The organism is Solitalea lacus (assembly GCF_022014595.1).
Lineage (GTDB): Bacteria > Bacteroidota > Bacteroidia > Sphingobacteriales > Sphingobacteriaceae > Solitalea > Solitalea lacus.
In genome coordinates this window covers 725,563-746,241 of sequence record NZ_CP091740.1, presented here as the reverse complement: position 1 = coordinate 746,241, position 20,679 = coordinate 725,563, and the positions used below count along the sequence as shown (strand labels likewise).

Here is a 20,679-nt window from a genome sequence, read left to right as displayed (position 1 = left end):
AATGCAAAAACTCTACAAAAGCATGGTCAGTATGTCAATAATAACACTATTGACATTATTGATAAACGTTGCGGCATTTGCCCAACAAAAGGTTACCGGAGTGGTAACAGACAAAAAAGATCAACAACCCTTACCGGGTGTAACAGTTACCGTCTTAGGTACTCCCAGTGGTATCAATACCGATATAGATGGAAAATACTCTTTAACTGTTAAGGAAGGTCAAACGTTGCAGTTCAACTTCGTTGGTTATATGAGTAAAACAATAAAAGTTGGCTTAAATACTGTTATTAATGTGCAGTTAGAAGCTGACTCTAAAATACTGGGCGAAGTAGTTGTAACAGCACTTGGCATTAAGAAAGATAAAGCTAAGCTTGGCTATGCGGTACAAGAGGTAAAAGGGGATGAATTGATTAAAGCTCGCGAACCAAACCCTGTAAATGCTCTAGTGGGGAAAGTTTCAGGATTAACAGTTGGAGCTTCTGCCGAGTTATTGGGATCTCCCAGTATCTTATTACGTGGCAAGCAACCTTTATTTGTGGTTGACGGTGTCCCTATCAGCTCTGATACCTGGAACATCAGTTCTGATGACATAGAAACCTACACGGTATTAAAAGGCCCTGCCGCATCTGCTTTATATGGTTCAAACGGACAATTTGGTGCTGTTCAAATCACTACCAAACGCGGCTCAAAAGATACCCGTGGCTTTTCAATAGATTTTAACTCAAGCACCATGGCTCAAAGTGGCTTCAACGCTATTCCTAAAATACAGGATATGTATGGCCCGGGTGACCATGGAAAATACGAGTTTGTTGATGGAAAAGGCGGAGGTAAAAATGACGCAGACTATGATATTTGGGGACCTGCATTAAACGGACAGTTAATTGCGCAATACGATAGTCCTATTAATCCATCAACAGGAAAGCGCACTCCAACTCCATTTATAGCTCGCGGAAAAGATAACCTTACTCGTTTCTTACAAACAGGACTTATTAACAGCAATAACATTGCTGTTGCCACAAGTGGAGAAAAATATGATTTACGTTTCTCATCAACCTATAGCTACCAACGCGGACTTGTGCCTAATACCCAACTAAACGGACTAAACTTTAACGTTTCTGCAGGTTACAATTTTTCACCAAAGTTGCGTTTTGAATCTGCTGTAAACTATAACCGTCAGTTTACACCTAATTATCCTGATGTAAACTACGGGCCAAACAGCTTAATTTACAATATGGTGTTATGGGGTGGTGCCGACTGGAGCGTAGATGACATGAAAAACTACTGGCAAGAAGGCAAAGAAGGCACTCAACAAATATATGCTGAGTACCAACGCTATAACAACCCTTGGTTTGTAGCTAAAGAATGGTTACGCAGCCACCACAAAACCGATATGTATGGTCACATGAGCTTAAATTACAAATTCACAAATTATTTGAACTTAAGTGCCCGTACTCAAATTACTACTTACGACTTACTTCGTACTGAAAAGCTACCTTACTCTGCAACCACTTACGGCCGCGAGCAAGCCAAAGGAGACTACCGCGAAGATATGCGCAACATGTTCGAAAACAATACTGATGTATTGCTAAACTTTGACAAAGAAGTAGTCCCTTCACTGGATGTCAAAGCTTCATTGGGAGCCAACTTACGTACATTTAATTACCATTCAACTTATTCAACTACTGACTATTTGAATATACCGGGATGGTACAATCTTAACAACTCTTTAAACCCTCGTCAAACATTCAACTACGAGGCTCCAATGCAAGTTTTCAGCTCATATGCTTACTTGGATTTGATGTATAAAAACTTCCTGAGCTTATCGCTTACCGGACGTGTTGATAAGTCATCAACCATGCCTACGCAAAACAACACCTTCTTTTATCCTTCTATAGGAACAGGTGTAGTTTTATCGGAACTAATAAAAATGCCAACTGCAATTTCTTATTTAAAACTGAGAGGCTCTTATGCCAAGGTAGGAAACACTGCTGTTGACCAATACATCAGTTCAGCAGCTGTATTATCAGGTTATAATCTAGCATATGGCATGGACTATACCACACCATACAACGGTCCTTCATACAAAAATAATCCGTCGTATTCTGTAAGCCCTATTTACAACAATCAGCCGGGGTCAAGCTATACCAACATTTTAACCAATCCGGACTTACAGCCAGGCTACAGTTCTGCTTATGAAACCGGAGCCGAAATGAAATTCCTTGGTAATCGTTTAGGAGTAGATGCCTCTTATTTCAGCAGCTTGGATGGGCCTAGAATTTTCGAACTCCCATTATCACAGGCTACAGGCTATTCCAGCTTTTTAACCAATGGCATCAAATCTCGCCGTAGTGGCTGGGAGCTAACTTTAACAGGCTCTCCATTCAGAAAAATCAATGGTTTTAAATGGGATGTGATGGTTAACTGGTCAACGTATAAAGAAGTATTGACCGAAATATATCCGGGTATTGAGAATTTACAACAATTCTTAAAAGTTGGTGACCGTCTAGACAAGCTTTACACATCTGCTTTTGCGCGTACGCAAAACGGACAGATTATAAACGATGACAGTGGTCGCCCTATTCAAAATCCGGTTTCTCGCTTTTTAGGTAATATGAACCCAGATTGGACCTGGAGCTTCAACAACAAATTCAGTTACAAACAATTCACTTTCGGATTTCAATTTGATGGCCGTGTAGGAGGTAAAATGGTGGATTATGTTTTACGTCAAACGATGCGCGGTGGACGTCACATTAAAACCGTTCAAGGTGCCTGGGGTGAAGCCAGAGCCAATGACGTTAAAGGCATTAAATCATTTATTGGTGAAGGCGTTGTGGTTTCAAATGGAGCGAAAATCAACTATGATGTTGATGGTAACATTACCAACTACGATCAGTTAACTTTTGCGACAAACACTACCCCAACTTACCTACAGGATTACATTAGCCGTCATTATAGCATTTCAGAAGGAAACCTGATCGACAAGACCTATGCAAAACTTCGCGAAGTAACTATTGGTTTTAATCTTCCAAAAAGCATCTTAAACCGTATGTCAGTTCAGCGAGCCTCTATCTCATTGGTGGGCCGTAACCTGTTGTATTTTGCCAAGGTAAAGGATGTTGACCTTGATCAGTTCCCTGGTATGACTTCACAATCGAGCTTACAAACGCCAACCAGCAAAAGCTACGGCATCAATTTGAACATTACATTCTAACCATTTAATGCAAAGAAGAATTAAAATGAAACTGAATAAAAAACTAATCATACTCCTTGCCGCAGCAGGATTTAGTGTATCTGCTTGCCAGAATTTCGAGGAGCTGGAGAAAAACCCAAATAAAACTACTAAATCTTCCCCGGCCTTGCTTTTAACAAGCATCGAAAATGATTTCTACAAAGGACCATGGAGCGATGTTCAGCGTTGGAACCAATATTGGTGCAGCAATTATAACTACTATGCCAATCAAGAATATAGCTGGACAGGCGGTTCTACCAATTACCTTACTTTAAATGACATTAAGCAGATGGAATTGGAAGCAGCCAGCAGTGGCAGCGGTCTTCCTACCAAAAATGCATACTCTGCCTTAGCAAAATTCTTTAAAGCGTTTTTCTATATAGATATGACTATGCGTCTTGGAGATATTCCAATGGATGAAGCGTTAAGAACTTCAGAAGGCATCTTCAAACCTAAATACAATACACAAAAAGAAGTGTTTTTACAGTCTCTTACCTGGTTAGAAGAAGCTAATGCTGACTTGGCCGCATTAATTATTGCAAATGATAAAAATCTTGCTGGAGACTTTTTATTAGGAGGAAAGCTTACAGGTTGGCAAAAAGCTGTCAATGCCTTTAAATTGCGATTATTGATTCATTTAAGTAAAAAAGAAGCCGACATCGATTTAAAGGTTAAGCAACGTTTTGCAGAAACTATAGCCAACCCTGCTAAATATCCTTTACCTAACAGTTCAGAGGATAACCTTCAATATGTTTATAACACTACAACGAATAAATATCCTTTAAACCCTGACAATTTTGGCAACACGGCTACACGCAATAACATGTCAGCTACATATTTAAATAAACTTGTTAGTTTAAAGGATCCACGCACATTTATTGTAGCAGAGCCAGCTCCAGCAAAAATTGCAGCAGGTTTAACTCCTGCCGATTTTGCTGCATATGTAGGCGCCAGCTCAGGTGAAAGCTTGGACGATATGTCGTCAAAAGCCAATAAAGGCGAGTATTCATTCATTCGCAAAGACCGTTACTATCAATACCTGGGAGAGCCATGTATTCAAATAGGTTATATTGAATTATGCTTTAACATAGCAGAGGCAATTAACCGTGGTTGGGTAAATGGCAATGCTGCTGATTCTTACAACAAAGGAATCAGAGCATCGATGCAGCTTTATGGAATTTCAACTGATGCTATTAATGCTTACCTGGCACAACCAGAGGTTGCTTATTCATCAGTTGCAGACGTAGCTTTGAATCAAATTCTGATGCAAAAGTATCTTGGATTTTTCCAAAACTCAGGGTGGGAAGCATATTACAATCAACGCAGAACCGGAGTTCCTACTTTCCTGGTAGGACCTGGTACTGCAAACAGCCAGCGTATTCCTAAACGTTTCCTGTATCCTTCAAGTGAACACACTAATAATACAGAAAACCTAACCAAAGCATTGCAAAGTCAGTTTGGTGGCAAAGATGATATCAACGAATTGATGTGGATTTTGAAATAGACAAACCAATAATAAAAAGCGTTCAACCCAAAAGTTGAACGCTTTTTTATTGTCCATTGTGTATCACATGGCAGTCTACCAAATGATCATTTACCATTCCGGTTGCTTGCATGTGGGCATAGCATATAGTGGTGCCAAAAAACTTAAAACCCCGTTTTTTCATATCCTTGCTAATTGCATCGGATATTTCTGTCCTGGGAGGAACTTCACTTAAACTTTTAGGCTGATTAATTATTGGCTTCCCATCTGGTAAAAAACCCCAAATGTAATTATTAAAGCTTCCGAACTCTTTTTGAAGCTCGATAAACAATTTTGCATTTGTTATGGCAGCGGTAATCTTTAACCGGTTACGGATAATCCCTTCGTCTTTCAACAAACGCTCAATGTCCTCCTCAGTAAAAGCAGCTACCTTTTCAACATCAAAATCAGCAAATGCCTTTCGGTAATTCTCTCTCTTACGTAAAATAGTGATCCAACTTAAACCCGCCTGAGCACTCTCTAAGAGTAAAAACTCAAACATGGTTTTATCATCCCGAACTTCCCGACCCCATTCCTCATCATGATACTTTTGATATAATGGATCATTACCACACCACCCACATCTTATAAGTTCTGAGTCAGGAGTTTTGAGCGTTGTCTTATTGGGCATATTTAACTTAATTAATATCAATTTTAAAAAAAGAACAGAATCTACGGCATCTCTTCCTCCATGCCAATTCACTGCCTCCAATAACCCCAAAAAAGTCATTAGGGATTTAAGTTTTTGTCAAGTCAAATGTTTTATTACAATTCCATAGGCCGGTAAACCATTCTCTTCGTTTCATGGCCAGCGACAGTTTTAGGATTTTCTGGCTGCCGTTTTTTACCATATACCCGCCAATGGCAAACACCTTGTAGCGTAATGTTTTCAGGCGTTGTTCTACTTGGGTATTAAGCACGACCTGCCTGAAAAGGCTGATGAAGTTATAGGCCATCATCACCCAGTTCAGGGCCGCTTCGGTGGCATCAAAGTTTTTAAGATTGAAGCTGTCTGCCCCAAAATCGTATTTCAGTTCTTTGATCTGGTTTTCGCAATTGGCCCTTTGCCGGTACAGATTCCACACCTGAAGTGCCGGCAGGGTTAAATCGGTGACAAAACAACTGTAGCGGTAATTTTTATAAATGCCCTCGTCTTCAAATAGTTTCAGCGTTTTGCCCGTTGCACAGGGGCGTTCACTGACTTGCTGGCGGACCATGACCAGCCTTCTGGGTTGATCCCACAGGGGACTTTGATAAGTGCTTTCGGCCACTTCGATACCAGCAGTAACTTTTACCCACAGGTGTTGTGCGGCGAGTTTTTGTTGGATCGGTTTGTACTGCCGGGCGGCAATGATGTAGTTGCCCACTTGTGGACTTTGCTCCAGATACTCAAATACTTCTTTACCGTAAAATCCACTGTCGGCCCTGAATAAGCCTATTTTTTTACCGTTTAGTTTTTCGATCGTATCGGCTAAAAAGCCCTGAAAATTATTGCTCGTATAGCTGTCGCCGCTTCGCAGCCAAAAGTTGGCGACCATTTTTGTTTCCTCTATAAAGGCGATTAAAGGATGATGACTGTTGCGGCCTGGCTTAAGGGGGTTGTATCCTTTTTTACTACCCTGTTGCCCGCCGTATCGGGTAAGGATGGTGGAGTCGACATCCAGCGTGTAATTATCATACTGCAGATTGCCAAAAAACCATTGGTATAAAGGGGTGAAGATCTGCTGGTTGGTGGCCAGGGTATGTTTGTTGAAAAAGCGCTGGATGGCTTTACTGCCTGCCATTTGTTTGAAACCCCAGCATTGTTTCATGACCGCATCATGGCGTGTTACCTCGCAATGTTCAAACTTGTTGGCCCCACACCATATGCTGGTCATAAACTGTTGGATGAGTTGATGCGGGGAATAGCCCCGGTTTGACCCTTGGGCTGGCAATGGCAACCGATCCAAGGCTGCTTCAAACTCCATCCTGTCCAGCATTTTTTTCAGTAAAACAATGCCCGACCAGGGCGTTATTTCTTTGTCTGTAAAGTCAATTTTCAGGTCCAAGTTCAAATAAGGTTTACTTACTGCAATTTCCTCCAATTTACATTGGTATAAAACCAATAGTTATCAACAAGTTAACACTCTTAATTTCTAATGGCGGTCATTAGAAATTGAGGCTAATGACTTTTTTGGGATAACATAATCTGGCATAATTGAAACCGCTTCATTTTGCATTATTGGTAGGGAGTTTAGTTTGATATTTTACATCAAATTAACCAAATGGTTGTAGTCACTGATTACTATTTGCAAGAAAACATAATCAGACAAAGGCGATTGAATACCCGTAATTTCCTTAACCTTTTCTGCTACTGGGGCTAGCATCGCCTCATTGTTAGCCTTTAAACTACGGTTAATAATTTTTTGAATAAGGGCGATATCATGATCACTAAGCAAGGTTACCTCTGGAAAATTAACTTTGTAATTGGCATTAACTGCCGTTAGTGGGATATCTTCAAACTCATCTTTCTCATTTAGTTTAACCACGGTGGTTCCTGCAGCAATATCACCTAAACGTTGTCCTTTACCATTCGCTATTACCGTAATTAAGGCAATTGCCCCCCCCATAAAGTTCAAATCAACCAGTCTGAATAGCCATCGCAGTAAATAATCACTAATTGAAGGAATAGAACCATCTAGTTTAACCACTTGAATACCCATGGAACGTTTCCCAATGGATTGACCATTATAAAAGATCTCCATCAATAAATGATACAACATCAATGGCAGTGCAAGAAGCAGTACGGTTGCTTGACTGGGCTCGGTATTTATTCCAGCAAAAACCACAACCCATAACAATACATAGGCAATCATTACCACCCAATCAATAAGGGTTGCTAAAATTCGGTCCCCAACACTGGCTAATTCGTAGTTTAAATGAACGTTTTGGGCGGTTTGAATGGTGATGTTACTATTCATAAAGATTTTACTTTGTATTCACTTCGATATGAAACGAAATTAAATATATTTGGCTGATACTATAAAAAATATTAGCATTTACTGGTTAAAGCACAATTACTGAGAAAGCATGCGCGAGGTTGTATTTGTTCAAAAGAATGAAGAAAAGTGGAAACGCTTTGAAAGCAGCAAAGAAGGCAGTCCTGATGAAATTGCTGAACACTTTATTGAACTTACTGATGATCTTTCTTATGCCCGTACGTTTTATCCAAACTCTGCAACAACCCGTTATTTAAATTCGCTTACATCTAAGTTTTACTTAAATCTTTATAAAAACAAGAAGGAGAAAAAAAATCGTTTTTTATCTTTTTGGAGATACGAATTGCCCTTAACCATGGCTAATCATCGTAAGCAGTTATTTTATTCATTCCTTGTTTTTATGGTGGGTATAACTATTGGCATTCTCTCAGCAGCTAAAGATGAAACCTTTGTGCGTCTGATTTTGGGAGACAGCTATGTAAACCAAACGATACAAAACATTGAAAAAGGAGATCCGATGGCCATTTATAAGAGCCATGGACAAGCAGACATGTTTTTAATGATTACCATTAATAACATACGGGTTTCTTTCCTGGCTTTTGTTGCCGGAGTGATTTTTTCAGTAGGGACCGCTTGGCTGTTATTTACAAACGGAGTTATGCTAGGAGCGTTTCAGTATTTTTTCTTTGTTAAAGGAGTCTTTATTGAGTCAGTTTTAAGCATCTGGATACACGGCACACTTGAAATATCAGCGATTGTAATTGCAGGATGCGCTGGATTAGTGATGGGCAACAGCATTTTATTTCCACAAACATACTCTCGCCTTGAGTCATTCAAAATAGGATCACGTACCGGATTGAAAATCACTATGGGGCTAGTACCTGTTTTTATAACAGCCGGGTTTTTAGAGAGTTTTGTTACCCGTCATACACAAATGCCGTTAGCTTTAAGTTTATTTATTATACTTGGCTCACTAAGTTTCGTTATCTATTATTTTATCATATACCCTTATCGTTTAACCAAGCAGCAAAACCAATTAAATGCAGCACAAAATTAATTTACGGGAAGAAAGAGATTTCGGGCAGAAGATTAATGCCGTTTTTACCTTTTTGCAACAGAACTTTAAACCTTTGTTTAAAAGCCTCTTGTTTATAGCAGGGCCTGTAGCGTTGTTGGCAGGAATATGCATGGGTATCTATCAGTCAAGAATAATGAATATTGCATCTGATAGTTCTCTAATATCACCAACGTCTCCATTGAGGGAGATATTTTCCCCTGCTTACATTTCGGGCTTAGTTTTAATTCTGCTCTCCTTTGTATTGGTTTATTTGGTAGTGTTCAGTTACCTTAAAGAATATTTAATAGATAAGAATCAAGAAATAACAACTGATTTAATCTGGAAGAATGTAAAAGAAAAGCTTTTTACATCCATCATAACCATGATTGTGGTAGGCATAATCATCGTTATTGGCTGTATAGTCTTGGTGATTCCGGGTATTTATCTTTCTGTTCCACTCCAGCTTGCATTGATAATTATCATGATTGAGAATGCAGGGATAAGTAATTCCATTAATCGTTGTTTTTATTTGACATCAGGTAAGTGGTGGTCAACTTTCGGACTAATTTTTATTATGCTAATCATTCAGTCTGTACTAAGCCTGGTTTTCCAAATCCCAAGCTATGTTGTTATGCTGTCCAAATTGTTTCATTTAGGCGCGTCCAGCACCGATAGCGTTGACATCTTTATGATTTTGGGCACAATTTTCTCTTCAGTAGGTTCTGTATTACTTTATTCATTATCTGCTCTTGCCATTGCTTTTCAATACTTCAATCTGGTAGAGCGTAAGGATGGAGTAGGATTACTGGAAGAAGTTGAGCAGATCGGCAAACCTCATTCAGTTTCAGACAATGAAGGCGACTTTTAAGCTTCTTAGCCTAGTTACTTCATTCACATTGTTTATTACAAGCAATGTTATGGCTTTATCTACCAATTGCATAAATGACTCAACCAAACTTAGGGTTCGTCTGCCATTAAAAGCCGGCATAGAAAAGTTTGTCAATGATCCTGATTTTCAATACACACGAGATATAACACCCCCGACAAATTGGTGGGGCAAGTTTTTGCAATGGCTAAGTAAATGGTTGAGCAAATTGTTCGGAGGCTTAGGCTATGATAATTTCTGGCAATATGTATTCATTGCCATTATAGTGATTGTGGTAGTTTGGGTAATATTGAAGTTGATGGGAGTAAGTATGAACGATTTGTTTTATCGCAAAAATGCAGCAACAGAAGTGCCTTACGAAACAGTAAATGAAGATGTTCGCTTAGTAGACTTTGATCCCTTGATTAACCAGGCACTCGACAACAGAAATTATCGTCTTGCAGTTCGTTTATTCTACCTGAAAACTTTAAAAGAGTTAAATAAGCAAAGACTCATAAACTGGAAACCGGAAAAAACAAACAGCAATTACTTAAATGAACTTTCTGCAATACATTTAAAAGACGACTTTAGACAAATGACCCTCCAATTTGAATATGTGTGGTACGGCGAATTTGAATTAGATGAACAAGCGTTTCTTAAAATCAGACAATCGTTCTTGGCCTTTAACAAACAAGTAAACGGCAAATGAAGGGGAACAGAAAATACATCGCCATTTTAACCATAATATTTCTGGGATTTGGTTTATTCGAATACTATCGACCTAAACCTATCAATTGGTCTATAACCCTTTCTAATAAAGATAAAATTCCGTTTGGCACTTACGCAACTTTCGAGTTGATGAAGGATATTTTCCCTGGCAAGAAAATAATTTCATCAAGATTACCTATCTACAACCAGTTGACGGAAACCAATGATACTTCTGGCAATTATATTCTCATCACTCCCCAATTTAACGTTGACACAAATGATGTGCATCAATTGCTCCGCTTTGCCAACCTTGGGAATAATGTTTTTATAGGTTCTTCAGCTTTTCATGGCTATTTGGCTGACACCTTAAAATTTAACATTGTAAACCCAGTTGAAGAAAAACAGTACAAGACTCGCTTATTATGGAACAAGCGAGAGCCGGTGTATACTTTTATAGCACCTCGAGAAAACGCCTATTTCGATTCAATAAACTGCGCGACTACTGTTGTTTTAGGAAAAAAAGAAAACCAAAAACCCGATTTTATTAAAATCAAACAAGGCAAGGGTGCTATTTATATCAACCTAAATTCAACCGCTTTTTCAAATTATTTTGTCTTGGACAAAGAAACCGGAGAATATGCCTTTAAATGCCTTTCATATTTGCCTAACCAAACAACAATTTGGGATGAATATTTAAAACAAGGCCGTGTTGGAGAGGATGATATTTTTAGAGTAATAATGGAACATGCCTCATTAAAATGGGCATATTATCTATTAATTTTCGGCATGGCTGTGTTCATTATTTTTGAAGGAAAGCGCCGCCAGCGCATCATTCCAGTCATTAAACCCTTAGAGAACAATACCCTCGAATTTACCAAAGTTGTTGGGGCATTGTATTTTAACAATGGCAACCATACCGATGTTGCACAAAAGAAGGTAAATTATTTCCTTGAGTACTTACGATCACATTTTTTTGAACGAACCAACGAGCTTAATGATGAATTCATTCATCATTTTACAATAAAAACAGGTTATGATGCTGAAAAAATGCAGAAGCTTATAGAAGCTGTTAGGTGGATAAAAGTTTTACCCGCTAATTACGAACTGAGTGAAGGCGATCTTATCAGCCTGAATAATCAAATAGAAGAATTTTACCAATTTGTAAAGAAATAACTGAAGCAATATTTAACTATGGAAGAGACCGTATTCCAAACCCGAATTGATTTTGAACAGCTCAACCAAAGCGTTTCACAGATAAAAGACGAACTTGCCAAAGTAATTGTTGGCCAACATGCATTTATTGAACTATTGATTACCGCCATATTCGCCGATGGTCATGTTTTAATTGAAGGTGTGCCTGGTGTGGCAAAAACGTTAACGGCTAAGTTGATAGCCAAAACCATTCAATCAAACTTCAGTCGTATTCAGTTTACCCCTGATTTAATGCCATCGGATGTTTTAGGCACTTCGGTTTTTATACCATCAACTGCCAATTTCGAATTTAAACAAGGACCAATTTTTTCTAACATTATCCTAATTGATGAGATTAACCGATCTCCGGCAAAAACACAAGCGGCATTGTTTGAGGTGATGGAAGAGCGACAGGTGACCAATGATGGCATCACTTACCCAATGGCTTTCCCATTTTTGGTAATGGCAACACAGAACCCAATTGATCAGGAAGGCACCTACCGTTTACCTGAAGCTCAGCTTGATCGTTTTTTATTTAAAATAGACGTTAAATACCCATCCTTAGCCGATGAAATACAAATCCTGAACGGGCACCATATCGGCTTTGCCCATAAGATGAGCCAGATTTCATCTGTCCTAAACGCTTCAACTATTTTAGCTGTACGCGAAAATATACGACGCGTACATGTTGAGCCTAAATTGATTGAATATATTGCTCAAATTGTAAATAATACCCGCGATAATAAATTCCTATACCTTGGTGCATCTCCTCGGGCGTCGGTAGCCTTATTAAATGCTTCAAAAGCACTTGCAGCAATCCGTGGACGCGATTTTGTAACTCCTGAGGATATTCAGGAACTCAGCTATCCGGTATTGCGCCACCGAATTATTTTAACACCAGAGAAAGAAATGGAGGGCGCATCGGCTGATGACATTATCAAATCAATTATTCAAAAATTAGAAGTTCCACGGTAGTGCGTATAATCAGGGATTTATATCTGAGCAATAGCTTCTTTTCTGCATTAGTTATTTGCGGATTACTGTTTGTAATTTCATTTTTTTTGCCTGGAATTTATGGACCAGCCAAGTTGCTATTTCTGACTTTTGCGCTGCTAAGCCTGATTGACTTTCTCTTTCTTTTCAGGCAGCAAACCGGCTTTTTTGCCCGCAGGGAAATGGCCGACAAGCTTTCTAATGGAAGTGATAATGATATTTTTCTTTACTTGGAAAACCATTATCCATTTAGAGTTAGAGTTCGGATAATTGATGAAATACCAAATCAGTTTCAGAAAAGAGACTTACTTTTTAAAGAATCGTTCAAAAGTGGCTCAGCTAAAACCATTCGCTATCAACTTCGGCCTGTTAAACGAGGCGAGTATGAATTCGGGGCTTTAAACGTATTTGTAACAGGCCAATTGGGCCTAATACGCCGACGCTACCGATTTGAACAAGGAAAGATTGTCCCGGTTTATCCTTCGTTTATTCAAATGCGCAAATACGAGTTAATAGCCATATCAAATCGTTTGCCTGAGTTAGGCATTAAGCGTATCCGCCGGATCGGACACAGCTCTGAGTTTGAGCAAATAAAGGCCTATGTTGCGGGCGATGATACTCGTACAATTAACTGGAAAGCCACAGCACGCCGTTCTTCTTTAATGGTTAACAATTATCAGGATGAAAAGTCCCAACAAGTGTATTGCATTATTGACAAAGGCCGTGTGATGCAAATGCCATTTGAGGGGTTAAGCTTGCTTGATCATGCCATTAATGCATCGCTTGTTTTGGCCAATTCAGCAATGATTAAAGGAGACAAGGCCGGCGTCATCACTTTCTCACATAAAATCAGTAATATACTTAAAGCTGATAACAAGCCTGTCCATTTACAACATCTATTAGAATTGTTGTACAATCAACGTACACAGTTTAAAGAATCGGATTACGAAAAGCTGTTTACAACCATACGACTAAATATTTCTCAACGAAGTTTACTGGTGTTGTTTACCAATTTTGAAAGCCTTGCCGCCATGCGCCGTCAATTGCCATATCTGCAGCAATTGTCGAAAAACCATCTGGTACTAACTGTTTTCTTTGAAAACACCGAAATGGATGAACTGCTGAAAAGCACTCCACAAATCACTGAAGATATTTACCTAAAAACTATTGCCGAAAAATTCACTTACGACAAAAAACTGATTGTAAAAGAACTTAATCAACACGGTATTCAAACATTATTAACCCCTCCTTCAAAACTTACTGTAAACACATTAAATCGTTACCTGGAATTTAAAGCGAGGGGAATGATATAAAGTTTATTCCTCTAAAGAATTTACGCTTTCACTTCTTTTCATCCCCTTTAGCTTAAGTTTTCCTCACAAAATATTAACAAAAATTTAACCATTGTTTACAAATACTAAACCTATTTCTTTCCTACTTTTGTTATAACTAAAACCAGGAATAGCTTATTACTTCATTAAAAGCCAATTAGCATCCATTTAGTAGTTTTGAAATTGTTTAGTTTTTCATAAAAGGAGAAGGAATCTTCTAGATTTACTAAACCTAAAGAACCCTTCATTTTACAAACATGAAAAAAGTACAGGATGCAGAAATTGCAGTAATTGGTGCCGGAATTGTTGGTTTAGCAACAGCCTACCACTTAGCAAAAAAAGGGAAGCGGGTAGTTTTATTTGAACGCAATGAAATGGCTGTAAGTGCCAGTTGCCGTAATTTTGGTTTAGTTTGGCCTATAGGACAAAAAGCAGGAATTAATTATGAACGTGCGATGCGCAGCCGGAGTATTTGGCTAGAACTTGCTAAAAAGGCAGATCTACAGGCGCAACCGGTTGGTTCACTCCAATTGGTACATCATGCCGATGAGCTCGCAGTAATTGAGGAGTTTGCTTCAACTGCACAGCAAAACGGATACGATTGCACCTTATTTACCCCCAGTGAAGTGTTGCAAAAAAGTCCTGCAGTTAAGGCCGAAGGTTTAAAAGGTGCACTGTTTAGTCCGGTCGAGGTAATGGTGAATCCACGCCAGGCAATTTGGGAGTTACCAAAGTACTTAGAGCAATTGGGTGTAATCCTGCGTTTTGGTCAGGCGGTAAATCAGATCAACATGCCACAAATTGAAACTAGAGATGAAGTTTGGAATATTGAAAAGGTATTTGTTTGTAGTGGCGCTGACTTTGAAACACTTTACCCGGAGGTCTTTGCAGATAGCAACATCACCAAATGCAAACTTCAGATGCTTAGAACTGTAGGGCAACCTGATAATTGGAAACTTGGCCCTGCTCTTTGTGCAGGATTAACATTGGCTCATTACGCCTCGTTCAGTCATTGTAAAACCCTTGAAGTCCTAAAAAAACGTTTTGAATCTGAAATGGCTGAATACGTTAAATGGGGCATTCATGTTTTGGTTTCCCAGAACGGCGAAGGCGAACTAACCCTCGGCGATTCACATGAGTACGGCCTTTCGTTTGATCCGTTTGACAAAACGTTCATCAATCAGCTAATTCTCGAGTACCTCAATTCGTTTGCACATTTTCCTAAGCTTCAAATTGCTCAATCATGGCATGGTATATATCCAAAGCTAAAAAATGGCAACACCGAACTGATAGTTGAGCCAGAAAAGGATGTTATGATTATTAATGGCATGGGTGGAGCCGGAATGACTCTTTCCTTTGGAATGACGCATGATATCATTGAAAAATTTTACGGTTCTGTCGCGATAGCATAATCATGACTGATCAATCATCAAAGTTTTGGAGCAGAACAACCCTGCTTAGCCTTTTCATTGGGTATTGTGGCTACTACCTATGCCGTTCGAATTTATCAATTGCCGCTCCATTAATAATTCGTGAATACAGTGATGAAGGAATCACTAAAGAGGTAATCGGTCAAATTTCTTCTGTTGGGTTGATTTTTTATGTTATAGGCAAAGTGATCAATGGTTTATTAGGAGATTATCTGGGTGGAAGAAAGATCTTTATATGGGGCATGTTGGGAGCAGTACTTGCAACAGCCTTCTTTAGTTTGGGTAGTGGTATAGCTGTTTTTATTACAGCTTGGTCTTTTAACCGCTTTATCCAGTCGATGGGCTGGGGAGGATTGGTAAAAACCACTTCTAACTGGATTTCCTATAAGTCATATGGCAAGGCGATGGCCTTTTTGAGCTTGAGTTATTTAGTTGGTGATATTGCAGCCAAACTCATTTTGGGAGAATTGGTAAACTATAATCTTTCATGGCAACAACTGTTTTATGTATCGGGAGCAATGTTATTGATTATCGCGATTATCATCAGCCTTACTTTAAAAGACAAACCCGAAGAAATTGGCTTAACTGCTCCCGAGTCAAATCCAGCCAGTTTATTTGCCGAAGCAGATAATTCCGATGAACAACTGACATTCAACCAATTAATACGTTGTTACTTTAAAAGTAAGTCCTTTTGGTTGGTATTAACTATTTCATTCGGACTAACGGGCATACGGGAAGCATTTAATTTTTGGCTGCCAACCTATTTGTTTGAATCTGCAGCTTTGTCTGAAGGACAAGCTTCAAAACTCAGCTCTTTGTATCCTTTGTGTGGAGTTGGGTCAATTCTACTGGCTGGATACTTATCAGACACCGTTTTTAAAGGAAAACGTGGATTAATGATCGTAATTGCTACAGTATCTGTTTCTTTTTTATTGCCTTTGATGGCTCATAAGTTTGAAACAGCCACCTTACCTCTTGTATTAATTTCTGCAATTGGCTTATTGCTACTTGGCCCATATTCACTTTTAGCAGGTGCCATTTCATTGGATTTAGGTGGAAAAAAGGGTGCATCCACTGCTTCAGGAATTATTGATGCCGTGGGATATACCGGTGGAACACTTACTGTTTGGCTAACAGGCGTAACTGCCGAACACCAAGGTTGGTCAGATGCATTTAAGCTATTAGCTGTTTTAGCAATAATCAGTGCGTTGGCAGCTTTAGTATTCTACTGGAGAAAAGAACGCATTCCAAACTCTTTAGTTGATGATATAGCTCCTCCCATATCGGCATAATTTTTTGGACATACCATTTTAAAATCAAAGCCCGACAACATTATTCACTGTCGGGCTTATTTATTAAAACATAACAAGTTAAAGAGATCGAATTTATGTAGGAATTATACTTTTTGAGTAGCTCATTTTAAACTGAAAATGGTTTCTAACTCCTTCAATGACTCTACTAAATGGGTATAAGGCCCTTCCTTTAGTTCATCTGCAGAATAAGCTCCGCTTGTAACTCCAATTACATAACGACAGGCTGCATTAGCACCTTCCTCTAAATCTGAAAGTGTATCTCCAACCTTTGCAACCTCTTGCGTACTTGCAATGCCGGTGGCTTCCATCGCTTTAAAAATCATGTATGGATAAGGCCTTCCATAACGCACTTCATCACTGCACAGGGTAACATCAATTAATGTAGAGCTTTTCCAATTCATTCGTTCCAAAATCACGTCAGTTATCTGTCTGTCAAACCCTGTGTCAAGTGCTACTTTTATTCCATTTTGCCGTAGTAAAGAAAAAATTTCCGTAGCATATGGTTTCTCCTTTATTGCATCATTATACTTATAATGATTTATCATTCGGCTTACAAAATCGGCATGCACTTCATCAATAAAAGTTACGTTAATACAACGTGAATCATTTTTTAGCTTTAATAATTCTGTAATGGCGAATGGCTTGGCATAACCCATAACCACATTTACCTCCTCAATTGATACATTAACCTCGTGAGCAGCCAATGCCTCTTGCAAACAAATGGCTACATTTGATTCATCGTGCAGTGTAGTGCCAGCAATATCAAAAACTACTAATTTTATACCCATTATAATTTGAGCTACTAAATAAAGTTTACTATTTATAAACACCAAAATTAAAAGTTCAATTTATTTGTTCACATAAACAGAGATTAAGTTTATGTGAAATTTACAAATACTAAACAGCAAACTAATGAAAGACCCTAATTTTTTTGAGAAAGTATTTGATGTTGTTCGGCTAATACCTCCCGGAAAAGTTACCTCTTATGGAGCAATAGCAAAATTTTTAGGCATGGCAAATTCATCGAGAATGGTAGGCTGGGCAATGCATGCCGCCTCAAATGCAATCCCCCCGATTCCAGCTCACCGGGTAGTAAATAGTTCCGGTCTTTTAACCGGCAAAATACATTTTGGTACCCCAACATTAATGGAAGAACTCCTAAGTAGTGAAGGAATCATAGTAGTGAATGACAAAATCCAACAGTTTAAAAAACATTTTTGGGACCCTACCATAGAGTTATTGTAAAACAAAAATAAGTTAAGGAGTAAATAGAAAGATTGATACATGGGAAAATTAATTGAAGAATTTAACGACTACCGCACGCGAATGAACGAGCGGGTTATGGAAACCGCAAACACCAATATTAAGCGTTTTTATGCCCTTGATACTTCTTCTTATGCCGAAGGAGCTTTAAATGTTAAAACTAAGGAGTTGCTGGGATTAGTGGCCTCAATGGTATTACGTTGCGACGATTGCATAAAATACCATCTTGGCAAATGTAAAGAAGCAGGTGTTAATCATGAGGAGATGAACGAAACCTTTATGATTGCAATGCTGGTTGGAGGCTCTATAGTTATCCCTCACTACCGTAGAGCTATAGAGTTTTGGGATGAATTGAATGAGCAATAATTATTGAATTATTATCTCTTTTGAATTCAAGTATTTGTAAATTAAACCAATAAACAACACAAACTATGAAGTTCACTTATTTTGGCCATTCTTGCTTTTTAATTGAAACTGAAGGAAAATCACTTTTGTTCGACCCTTTTATAACCGGCAACGAACTTGCAAAAAATATTGATATAAACAGTATAAAGGCAGACTATATCCTTATTTCTCATGCCCATAGTGACCATACAGCTGATGTTGAGTTTATTGCCAGAAACACCGGGGCCAAAATCATCTCTTCGTTTGAAATAGTTAGTCATTACCAAAAACTTGGCTTTGAAGGCCATCCTATGAATTTCGGGGGAAAATGGAATTTTGACTTTGGACAGGTAAAAATGGTTCAAGCAATGCATAGCAGCAGCTTTGCTGATGGTAGTTATGGCGGTGCCGCAGGAGGTTTTATAATAACAATTGAAGGAAAATCAATTTATTATTCGGGTGATACAGCTCTATTCTCTGACATGGAACTTTTTGGCAAAATGCATAATATAAGCTGGGCCATTTTACCTATTGGGGATAATTTCACCATGGACACAGAGCAAGCCCTAATGGCTGCTAACATGCTTAGCTGCGACCAAATAATTGGAGTTCACTATGATACTTTCGGTTATATTGTAATTGACCATGATAAGGCCAAAGAGCTTTTTACTTCTAATGGTAAGGAACTCCATTTATTAAATGTTGGTCAGTGGATAAACCTTAGCACTAACGGAAGTGCTGTCTCAGAGCTCAGCAAAGAAAACTATATGGAACAATAATTAAAAAGGAGGTTTAACACAACCTCCTTTTTTGTTTCATGCCTAATCTTTTAATATGGAGAGCACGTAAGCATCCATAATTTCATCATTTTTGATTATGCTAAACCTTAAAATAGCTTCTTCAATAAATCCCGCCTTTTTTAGCACACTAATTGAAGCTTGGTTGTATTCAAATACTTCCGCATATATTCTCACAATATCGAAATTGTCAAAAACATAATCAATGAATGCCGTAACAGCATCCGTCATAATACTTCTATTCCAATACTTTTCACCAAGCCAGAAACCAATTTCAGCATTTATTCGGGCAACATCTTCTTTTAAACACACCCCAATACTCCCAACAGCTGCACCATTAATAACAATAGCCATATTGGTAGCCGGATTTATTAATTCATTCTTAGCAATCCACTCTTCTGCATCCTTAATAGTATAAGGATAAGGAAAAGAGTCCCGCAAGTTATCCCAAATCGCTTTATTATTGGCATTCTCAGCCAGCGAAACGGCATCGTCTTTTTGCCATGGTCTTAACTCAAATTGCCTAAGCTTAATTAACATGACTTAATTTATACACTGTTTTACTGTATGCCTTTTCCCCCGGTTTTAAAATTGTATTTGGGAACGACGGTACATTGATCGCATTAGGATGCACTTGCGTTTCTAAGCAAAAGGCTGAAAACGGTCCATATTGCACATTATTCTTCCCTTTTAATGGAGCAATATACTTTCCGCAATATAAATGTACCACAGGATCAGTCGTATGGACTTCAAATACAATACCTGTTTTTTCAGACCGAGCCTTTGCAGCTAACTCCAACCCGGCTGTTTCTTTATCAATCACAAATGTTTGATCATAACCCTCGCTTGGATCCCAATCACGATCAATCGTACGTTCCTTTGTAAAATCATGCGTTGTACCCATTACATTAATCAAATTACCTGTAGTCACAAAATTATCATCTTGCTCAAGGTAATTAGATGAATTTAACTTAAGCAAATGCCCGCCAATAGCGCCTTCTCCTCCGTTCAAATTGAAATATCCATGATGGGTAAGGTTTACAGCAGTAGGTTTATCTGTCGTCGATTCAAATTCAATTCCAATCTCATCATCCTCTGTTAAAGTTATGGTAAGATAAACGGTAAGTTCTCCTGGAAAACTTTCCTCTCCATCAGGGCTAATATATTTCATTTTAACCCGCCCAACAGGCACTTCAGCAACCTCAACAATTTCCCATACCTTCTTATCAAATCCCTCAACTCCTCCATGCAAACAATCGCTACCATTGGTTTGTGCTGCCTGATACGTTACCCCATCAATTTGAAAACGTCCATTTTTTATACGATTAGCGTACCGTCCAATAACTGCTCCAAAATATGGGTAATTGCTATGGTACTCTTCCGAGCAATAATCGTTTATATTATCAAAACCTAGTACAATATCAACAGGTTGACCGTTCTTATCGTTAAATAAAATTGAAGTAATAATTCCACCAAGGTTAGTTATTTTAACCGTTGTTTGTTTTTTATTAATTAAACTAAGTAATTCTAAATTATTCTGATCGCTGGTGCTGTTAATTATCTCTCTAATTATTTTCATTTAACAAATTTTTAAAAAATGTCATACTTTAGTTGGGCA

At 38.5% G+C, this 20,679-nt stretch carries 19 protein-coding genes; 13 read left to right on the top strand and 6 right to left on the bottom strand.

Features of this window, described 5'->3' with window-relative positions:
- Window position 1: 1 nt before the first annotated feature.
- On the top strand, window positions 2-3,211 hold the full coding sequence (locus L2B55_RS03170) for a SusC/RagA family TonB-linked outer membrane protein (protein ID WP_237848845.1): 3,210 nt from the start codon (window positions 2-4) through the stop codon (window positions 3,209-3,211).
- Window positions 3,212-3,218: 7 nt separating this feature from the next.
- Window positions 3,219-4,733 (top strand): SusD/RagB family nutrient-binding outer membrane lipoprotein, encoded by a 1,515-nt coding sequence (locus tag L2B55_RS03165; protein ID WP_237848844.1) that lies wholly within the window; start codon window positions 3,219-3,221, stop codon window positions 4,731-4,733.
- Between the two features lie 46 nt (window positions 4,734-4,779).
- Here L2B55_RS03165 and L2B55_RS03160 read toward each other — a convergent pair whose 3' ends face one another.
- The 3 genes from L2B55_RS03160 to L2B55_RS03150 all read right to left on the bottom strand — a co-directional run bounded on the left by L2B55_RS03160 (window position 4,780) and on the right by L2B55_RS03150 (window position 7,711).
- On the bottom strand, window positions 4,780-5,382 hold the full coding sequence (locus L2B55_RS03160; RefSeq protein WP_237848843.1) for a DNA-3-methyladenine glycosylase I: 603 nt from the start codon (window positions 5,380-5,382) through the stop codon (window positions 4,780-4,782).
- A 106-nt stretch (window positions 5,383-5,488) separates the two neighbouring features.
- The gene (locus L2B55_RS03155) at window positions 5,489-6,835 is read right to left on the bottom strand and encodes an IS1380 family transposase (RefSeq protein WP_237848842.1); all 1,347 of its coding nucleotides are present in this window, start codon (window positions 6,833-6,835) and stop codon (window positions 5,489-5,491) included.
- Between the two features lie 162 nt (window positions 6,836-6,997).
- Window positions 6,998-7,711, bottom strand: a complete 714-nt coding sequence (locus L2B55_RS03150) for an RDD family protein (protein WP_237848841.1) — start codon at window positions 7,709-7,711, stop codon at window positions 6,998-7,000.
- 109 nt (window positions 7,712-7,820) lie between these two features.
- Here L2B55_RS03150 and L2B55_RS03145 point away from each other — a divergent pair, with 109 nt between their 5' ends.
- The 8 genes from L2B55_RS03145 (at window position 7,821) to L2B55_RS03110 (ending at window position 16,596) form a co-directional block, all read left to right on the top strand.
- Window positions 7,821-8,786 carry a stage II sporulation protein M gene (locus L2B55_RS03145; protein WP_237848840.1) on the top strand — a complete coding sequence of 322 codons (966 nt, stop codon included), beginning with the start codon at window positions 7,821-7,823 and terminating at the stop codon, window positions 8,784-8,786.
- Window positions 8,770-9,654 (top strand): DUF7847 domain-containing protein, encoded by an 885-nt coding sequence (locus tag L2B55_RS03140; protein ID WP_237848839.1) that lies wholly within the window; start codon window positions 8,770-8,772, stop codon window positions 9,652-9,654. Before L2B55_RS03145 ends, L2B55_RS03140 begins: the two co-directional genes overlap by 17 nt.
- Window positions 9,655-9,703: 49 nt before the next feature.
- Entirely contained in the window at window positions 9,704-10,360 is a 657-nt protein-coding gene (locus L2B55_RS03135) for a DUF4129 domain-containing protein (RefSeq protein WP_237848838.1), read from the top strand.
- Window positions 10,357-11,532: a DUF4350 domain-containing protein gene (locus L2B55_RS03130; RefSeq protein ID WP_237848837.1), complete on the top strand. Its 1,176-nt coding sequence runs from the start codon at window positions 10,357-10,359 to the stop codon at window positions 11,530-11,532. Before L2B55_RS03135 ends, L2B55_RS03130 begins: the two co-directional genes overlap by 4 nt.
- Window positions 11,533-11,550: 18 nt before the next feature.
- A complete protein-coding gene (locus L2B55_RS03125) occupies window positions 11,551-12,525 on the top strand; it encodes an AAA family ATPase (protein WP_237848836.1) in 975 nt (324 codons plus the stop codon).
- Window positions 12,525-13,856 (top strand): DUF58 domain-containing protein, encoded by a 1,332-nt coding sequence (locus L2B55_RS03120; protein ID WP_237848835.1) that lies wholly within the window; start codon window positions 12,525-12,527, stop codon window positions 13,854-13,856. The genes L2B55_RS03125 and L2B55_RS03120 overlap by 1 nt, the downstream gene beginning before the upstream one ends.
- A gap of 275 nt (window positions 13,857-14,131) precedes the next feature.
- Window positions 14,132-15,286, top strand: coding sequence for a TIGR03364 family FAD-dependent oxidoreductase (locus tag L2B55_RS03115; RefSeq protein ID WP_237848834.1), 1,155 nt, complete (start codon window positions 14,132-14,134; stop codon window positions 15,284-15,286).
- Between the two features lie 2 nt (window positions 15,287-15,288).
- The gene (locus L2B55_RS03110; RefSeq protein WP_237848833.1) at window positions 15,289-16,596 is read left to right on the top strand and encodes an MFS transporter; all 1,308 of its coding nucleotides are present in this window, start codon (window positions 15,289-15,291) and stop codon (window positions 16,594-16,596) included.
- Window positions 16,597-16,718: 122 nt separating this feature from the next.
- Here L2B55_RS03110 and L2B55_RS03105 read toward each other — a convergent pair whose 3' ends face one another.
- On the bottom strand, window positions 16,719-17,405 hold the full coding sequence (locus tag L2B55_RS03105; RefSeq protein ID WP_237848832.1) for an HAD family hydrolase: 687 nt from the start codon (window positions 17,403-17,405) through the stop codon (window positions 16,719-16,721).
- A gap of 124 nt (window positions 17,406-17,529) precedes the next feature.
- Here L2B55_RS03105 and L2B55_RS03100 point away from each other — a divergent pair, with 124 nt between their 5' ends.
- The 3 genes from L2B55_RS03100 to L2B55_RS03090 all read left to right on the top strand — a co-directional run bounded on the left by L2B55_RS03100 (window position 17,530) and on the right by L2B55_RS03090 (window position 19,043).
- A complete protein-coding gene (locus tag L2B55_RS03100; protein ID WP_237848831.1) occupies window positions 17,530-17,862 on the top strand; it encodes an MGMT family protein in 333 nt (110 codons plus the stop codon).
- A gap of 39 nt (window positions 17,863-17,901) precedes the next feature.
- On the top strand, window positions 17,902-18,246 hold the full coding sequence (locus tag L2B55_RS03095) for a carboxymuconolactone decarboxylase family protein (RefSeq protein ID WP_237848830.1): 345 nt from the start codon (window positions 17,902-17,904) through the stop codon (window positions 18,244-18,246).
- Between the two features lie 65 nt (window positions 18,247-18,311).
- Complete coding sequence (locus L2B55_RS03090; protein ID WP_237848829.1) at window positions 18,312-19,043, top strand: metal-dependent hydrolase; 732 nt, start codon at window positions 18,312-18,314, stop codon at window positions 19,041-19,043.
- Between the two features lie 42 nt (window positions 19,044-19,085).
- On the opposite strand, the gene L2B55_RS03085 is transcribed toward L2B55_RS03090, so the two are convergent.
- Window positions 19,086-19,601 carry a GNAT family N-acetyltransferase gene (locus L2B55_RS03085; RefSeq protein WP_237848828.1) on the bottom strand — a complete coding sequence of 172 codons (516 nt, stop codon included), beginning with the start codon at window positions 19,599-19,601 and terminating at the stop codon, window positions 19,086-19,088.
- Window positions 19,591-20,640 (bottom strand): aldose epimerase family protein, encoded by a 1,050-nt coding sequence (locus L2B55_RS03080; RefSeq protein WP_237848827.1) that lies wholly within the window; start codon window positions 20,638-20,640, stop codon window positions 19,591-19,593. The genes L2B55_RS03085 and L2B55_RS03080 overlap by 11 nt, the downstream gene beginning before the upstream one ends.
- Window positions 20,641-20,679: the final 39 nt, after the last annotated feature.